This window comes from Mesorhizobium sp. M7A.F.Ca.CA.001.10.2.1 (assembly GCF_003998575.1).
In the GTDB taxonomy this organism is placed as follows: domain Bacteria; phylum Pseudomonadota; class Alphaproteobacteria; order Rhizobiales; family Rhizobiaceae; genus Mesorhizobium.
Genome location: NZ_RZQY01000591.1, coordinates 1 through 3,894 on the forward strand (window position 1 = coordinate 1; position 3,894 = coordinate 3,894).

4 protein-coding genes and 2 pseudogenes are annotated in these 3,894 nt (G+C 60.5%); 2 read left to right on the forward strand and 4 right to left on the reverse strand.

What is annotated here, in order from left to right; all coding sequences use genetic code 11:
* Positions 1-426: 426 nt before the first annotated feature.
* Positions 427-1,344, forward strand: coding sequence for an NADP-dependent oxidoreductase (locus EN964_RS27930; RefSeq protein WP_127271019.1), 918 nt, complete (start codon positions 427-429; stop codon positions 1,342-1,344).
* A 34-nt stretch (positions 1,345-1,378) separates the two neighbouring features.
* Here the strand turns inward: EN964_RS27930 and EN964_RS27935 are convergent, their stop codons facing one another.
* Entirely contained in the window at positions 1,379-2,173 is a 795-nt protein-coding gene (locus EN964_RS27935; protein WP_236382652.1) for a hypothetical protein, read from the reverse strand.
* 125 nt (positions 2,174-2,298) lie between these two features.
* Between EN964_RS27935 and EN964_RS27940 the strand changes: the two are divergent.
* Positions 2,299-2,732, forward strand: a pseudogene (locus EN964_RS27940) (DUF2267 domain-containing protein).
* A gap of 45 nt (positions 2,733-2,777) precedes the next feature.
* Here EN964_RS27940 and EN964_RS27945 read toward each other — a convergent pair.
* The 3 genes and pseudogenes from EN964_RS27945 to EN964_RS27955 all read right to left on the reverse strand — a co-directional run.
* On the reverse strand, positions 2,778-2,993 hold the full coding sequence (locus tag EN964_RS27945) for a hypothetical protein (protein WP_127271940.1): 216 nt from the start codon (positions 2,991-2,993) through the stop codon (positions 2,778-2,780).
* A gap of 45 nt (positions 2,994-3,038) precedes the next feature.
* The gene (locus EN964_RS27950) at positions 3,039-3,284 is read right to left on the reverse strand and encodes a hypothetical protein (RefSeq protein ID WP_127271942.1); all 246 of its coding nucleotides are present in this window, start codon (positions 3,282-3,284) and stop codon (positions 3,039-3,041) included.
* Positions 3,285-3,561: 277 nt separating this feature from the next.
* Positions 3,562-3,894: pseudogene (locus EN964_RS27955) on the reverse strand (alpha/beta hydrolase); the annotation flags it as partial.

Below are 3,894 nucleotides of genomic sequence, written 5' to 3' on the forward strand. Positions count from 1 at the left end.
CCCTGCGACCCACCAGCAATGATTCAATCCGATCTCCAAGGTCAGCGCGCCAGCAGCTTCGCCCCCCGCCTCTCTCCTCGGCGTCGCTACTCAAAACAGCTGTGTGCATAAGGGCCGGATGGATCAGACTGGTTGAATGCTCTGGCCGAGGAGAGAATTTCCGGCACCACGTTCAGCCGATTGCGGTGGTTGGAACCAACGGCCTGCTACCCAGTTAGAAAGCCAGCAAGTCTGGTTGTAGCCTTGCCGCCATGTGAATCAAAACCCGCCGACGCTGTCTACGGCCTAGCAGGAGTGGCGACCTTGCAGCGGCGGTGGCCCGCTGGGAAACCGGTGTGCCTGCCTTCGCAATCTGGGCTGCACAGCCGCTGACGACAGCCCAGCAGACACCGTCGCCGACAGCCAAACAACAGGAGATATGCCGACATGAAAGCAGCCCGCATCCATGCTTTTGGCGGACCTGAGGTTGTTTCGATCGATCAAGTCCCCTTGCCTCAACCGCTTGACGACGAGGTTGTGCTCAGGGTTCGCGCCGCGAGCGTCAATCCGATCGACTACAAGATCCGCGAAGGTTCGACGAGCGAAACCCTGCCGGTCACGCTCGGGCGCGACGTGTCCGGCACGGTGGAAATATGCGGCACGCGGGCGCATACGTTGAAGAAGGGCGACCCATTATTTGCGATGCTTGGTCATGACCGGGGCGGCAATGCCGAATTTGTCGTGGTCAAGGCGACGGAGGCGGCTGCGAAACCGGATCGTCTAAGCCATGTCGAAGCCGCGGCGGTGCCGCTTGCCGGCATCACTGCATGGCAGGGCCTGTTCGACCATGGCGGCCTCAAATCCGGGCAACGGGTTCTCATCCATGGCGGCGCCGGCGGCGTCGGTCATCTGGCGATCCAGTTCGCCAAGGCCGCGGGCGCGTTCGTCGCGACAACCGTTTCCGCCGAGGACGTGGTTTTCGTCCGTGAGCTCGGCGCCGATCAGACGGTCGACTACAAGAACCAGGGTTTCGAAGAGGTCGTCGATGCGGTCGACCTGGTGTTCGACCTTGTCGCGGGCGACACGCAGGACCGCTCCTGGGATGTGCTCAAGCCAGGCGGAACACTCGTTTCCACTCTTTCCGAACCGTCGCAGGAAAAGGCAAATTTGCGCCGGGCGCGTGGCGTCTCCTATCTGGCCGAACCGAATGCGGCGCATCTTGCCGAGATCGGCCGCCTCATCGAGGCCGGCAAGGTCACCCCCTTCGTGCAAGCCACGTACCCTCTTGGAGAGGTCGCCAAAGCGGAAGAACGGCTGGAAAATGAGCATGTGCGTGGCAAGATCGTGCTTGAGGTTTCCGCCTAGCGAGTTGGTGCTTCTGCCGTCCCTCTCGAACGGGTTATCCGATCCGCGCGTCGCCGTCGCTGTCCGGCACGTTCGGAAACAACACCTTCAGCTTGTGTTCCGCGCTTGCCCAACTGCGCGTGTGATGTTGCCAGAGGCACCAATTGCTCACCGCAAAGGCTAGAATGCCGACAGTCACGGCGAGACTGACTGTCGAGCCAATGACAACCTTGAGCATCACCCCGGCAAAGACACCGGCGATGGCACCGTTGACGACATTCACCATCCCTGCGGTTCCGGCGAACGCTTGCCAGGGCCTTGGCTTGAGGCCGACATCGGCCAGCAGAGCCGTTTGGTTGTCATGAGTGGAGTGAACCAGGTAGCGCGCCATCGAGGGAGTAAGCTCGGTGTAGTAGTGCCTGATGCGCGCCATGCCACGGGCGTGGACCATGTCTTCGATGGCCACCTGCACAGCCCTGACGAATGTCACCAGCCCGATGAAGTAGAGGCATGGCAACAGGATCAGGCTGAACAGCATGAAAGGAAGCCCCATCCTTGTCACCTGGGCGACGAAGGCAAGGGCGATCGTGGCGCTGGATACCGAAGTCAGGAACAAATTTGCGCGCTGATTCGCCTCCTGAATCGTCGCCGCTCTGGCGGTCCCGAGCACCAAATGCTCCGTGGTCATCATCTGCAGGAGTTGCTGCCGGTTCTCGCCTTCATCGGTTTTTGTCTTCCTTGCAGGCATCGCAAAAAACCTGTTGCGGGACGCGCTCCCCCACCCAACCAACTCCTCAAAGCCGCCCACCCAAGGAACGAACTGCTTCCGAAGGGGTTCCAGCGCAACCAAGAGCCGTTCCGTGATCCCGGAGCAGAGCCGGATCACCGACCGAGCCAATTTTGCCGACAGATAGCGAAACGATTGTCCCCGAGCATCGTTTCGAAACCAGACATGAATTTGATGAGGAGGCGATGATGAGCGCTACCGGTTTGGATGTTTTTGACAGGACGCTGCAGACGACCAACATCTGGCTCGACGAGATCATGGAGGTCCGGATCGGCGGATTGCATGGCACATATTGGGCGCGGTCTTGCGGACCGTAAGGGACAGGCTGCAGATCGGGCTTGCGGCCAAACTTGGGGCGGAACTGCCGCTCCTGGTACGCGGCGCTTATTACGACCACTACCGGCCCGCAGCCGAGCCGGACAAAACGCGCTCCCTTGAAAACTTCTCGCAGCACATCGGCGAGGAATTGAAATCGATCCGCCCCGTCGATCCCGAGGAGGCGGCACGCTCGGTGTTCCGAGTTCTTGCACGGCATATTGATCTTGGCCAATCGGCCAAGGTGCGCGATGCCCTGCCGAAAGAAATCCAGGCGCTTTGGCCCGAAAGTCTCGGCGTCAAATAGCGACGCTCCCCAGGCAGCCGTGCCGAGGCTGGCGCCCCGAGGGCGTCAGTCTCGCAAACGGTTGGCGGCATGATCCTGGTGCTGCTCGGTCGCGATCTGCCTGGAGTCCAAACCGCGTTCTTTGGAATGCTGCGCCTTGTCGCGATTGGACAGAACCTGGTTTTCTTCGAGCTTGTCCTTTGGCGTTACGGTCATGGCGCCTGTGCCAGAACCCTTTCCCTGTGAACCTGCTCCGATGTGTTTCTTGCTCCCGCGTGCCATGGGCTGCCTCCAATCTATGACAAATGTTCCAGGATCGGTGCTCATCTAGTCGTCAGGACGATTTTTGTGATGGACGCTTTCCTGATTTTTGCCGCGAAGGATGTTGCGGTCGTCCGGATCGACGAGGTTAGGTGTGTCGGTTCTCATGTCCGATCCTTTGCGCAGCGCTTCGCGTTCCGCCGCTGATCGTTTCAGATCCGCCTCTGAATCGAAATCCTTGCCGGCATTCTTTGTGTTTTCCCGCTCTTCAATGATGCGAATTTGTTGGTCATGGGTTTTGCGTCCAGTCATCGCTTCCTCCGGTGTGTTCGTGTTGGCGCTCGAAAGTCATCGGCCGCCTCTAAGGTCGGGTCACGGCGCTTGCCTGTCCGAGCCGGCTCTCGTGCTGATAATGGCAAGGTGACGGGATCGTTCCGAAGGCGTTGAATAAGCTTTTCGCCAGATGGCTCGGTTCACCGAGGCGCTCACGTTGACCGAGGCCGCCGCCCCGCCTTCTGAACCAGTACGTCCTTTGAACGTTTCGGCGACCGCCGGACTGGTGCCGGACGCCTTTCCGTCGCGCTCCAGTTCAGCGCAGGAAATCGACCACAGCCTGGATGAACTCTGCCGGATATTCGATGTTCGACAGATGGACCGCGGGCAGCACTATAAGCTTCGCGCCGGGCACCGCCGCGGCAATCATCTCACCGTGGCTGGCTGCTGTCACCGTGTCGTGCCGACCGGCGATCACCAGCGTCGGCCGCGGTATCAGTGCTACGGTGCGGCGAAGATCGGCGTCGCGAACCGCTGCGAACAGACCCGCCAGACCTTGCCGGTCGATAGCCAGCAGCATGGTGCGAAACTCTTCGACCACCGGCTCGTTGGCGGCAACCATCGACGTGGGGAACCAGTTGCTCAGGAA

What these genes read in the sequence shown, in the direction of transcription:
- EN964_RS27950 (WP_127271942.1), bottom strand. Translation starts at nt 3,284, where the DNA reads ATGACTGGACGCAAAACCCATGACCAACAAATTCGCATCATTGAAGAG.
- EN964_RS27930 (WP_127271019.1), top strand. Translation starts at nt 427, where the DNA reads ATGAAAGCAGCCCGCATCCATGCTTTTGGCGGACCTGAGGTTGTTTCG.
- EN964_RS27945 (WP_127271940.1), bottom strand. Translation starts at nt 2,993, where the DNA reads ATGGCACGCGGGAGCAAGAAACACATCGGAGCAGGTTCACAGGGAAAG.